We start from the raw sequence: 1432 nt of genomic DNA on the forward strand, positions 1-1432 counted from the left end.
ATCGATGGCGCTGCCGAGCACGAGATGGTTGCGGCCCTCCTCGATCAGATTCCGCGTGATCGGATAGGGCGAGCCGTCGCCATACTCGGACGGCCGCAGCCAGACGCCCTTGGTCTCGATCTCCTTCTTCACCGCAGCCGGAAAATTCTTCCACATCAGCTCCTCGGTGAAGTCGGGCGCCGGCGCGATCAGCACGAGGCCGGCGAGCGACGCCTTGGCTTGCTGCTTCTCTTGTTGGTTCTCCTGGCGCTTCCTGATCTCGCGCGCGAGCAGCAGCGCCATCCAGCCGCCCATGGAGGAGCCGATCAGGATCTGCGGGCCGTCGCAGAACCGCTCGAACACCGCGACGCTCTCCTCCAGCCAGCGCCCGATGGTTCCGTCGGCGAAATCGCCGCCAGATTCGCCGTGGCCGGAATAGTCGAACCGGACCGCGGCGCGGCCATGGTCGCTGGCCCAGGCGTCTAGCGCCAGCGCCTTGCTGCCCTGCATGTCCGATTTGAACCCGCCGAGCCAAACGAGGCCGGGGCCCTTTCCGGCGCGGCGGCGCACCGCGATCCTGCGCGCGGACGCGCCCTCGCCCACATCGATGAAATCGAGCACGGTATCGGGAATTGCATCGGTCATGGAACGTTTACTCTGGCTGTGCTGTTTGAGCTGTCTGGGCGCGTTCCGTGGCACCGCCGGACATCGGTATTGGCCCTTTGGGACGCTTGCGGAACAGGGGCAAGGTGTCTATGTCGGTCAGCGTGCCGCCAGGCGTGACCAAAATGCCTCGCATTTAACGGTTTTTCGCTTCGCGTACGCGACTTGCTTGCCGGCAAACGCATCTTCCTTCAAAATAGCCGCTTCTTTCACAACTTTGGAGAACCACCCATTCGCCGTCCTAATAAAGCTCCGCCCGCTGCCAGCAAAGACGGGCCGCGCATCAATGATGATATTCGCAATGCGCAGATCCAGCTGATCGATCAGACCGGTGACAATAAAGGCACGGTCGAGACCGTCGTCGCCATCAAGATGGCCCAGGAAGCTGGCATGGATCTGGTCGAGATTTCGCCGAATACCAGCCCTCCCGTCTGCAAGATCATGGACTACGGGAAGTACAAGTATTCCGCTCAGAAGAAAGCCGCCGAAGCCCGCAAGCGGCAGAAGACCGTCGAGATCAAGGAGATCAAGCTCCGCCCGATGATCGACGATCATGATTACGACGTGAAGATGCGCGCGATGCAGCGGTTCTTCGAAGAGGGCGACAAGGTCAAGATCACGCTGCGCTATCGCGGCCGCGAAATGGCGCACCAGGAGATCGGCACCAAGCTTCTGGACAAGATCAAGACCGACGTCGCCGAGCTCGCCAAGGTCGAGCAGGACGCGCGGTTCGAAGGCCGCCAGGTGGTCATGGTGCTGGCGCCGCGCTGACGCCAGTTATTTGGAATTG

Annotated in this window: 2 protein-coding genes; one reads left to right on the top strand and one right to left on the bottom strand. The window is 61.8% G+C overall.

Annotated elements, in window-relative coordinates:
- The coding region (locus AC1D00_RS40985; RefSeq protein ID WP_477014628.1) for an alpha/beta hydrolase at window positions 1-624 on the bottom strand (624 nt) is incomplete at its 3' end.
- Window positions 625-873: 249 nt separating this feature from the next.
- Here AC1D00_RS40985 and infC point away from each other — a divergent pair.
- Window positions 874-1413 (top strand): translation initiation factor IF-3, encoded by a 540-nt coding sequence (gene infC / locus AC1D00_RS40990; RefSeq protein WP_011083535.1) that lies wholly within the window; start codon window positions 874-876, stop codon window positions 1411-1413.
- The last annotated feature ends 19 nt before the right edge of the window (window positions 1414-1432 follow it).

The sequence above is a fragment of the Bradyrhizobium sp. P2_E8 genome (assembly GCF_056403875.1).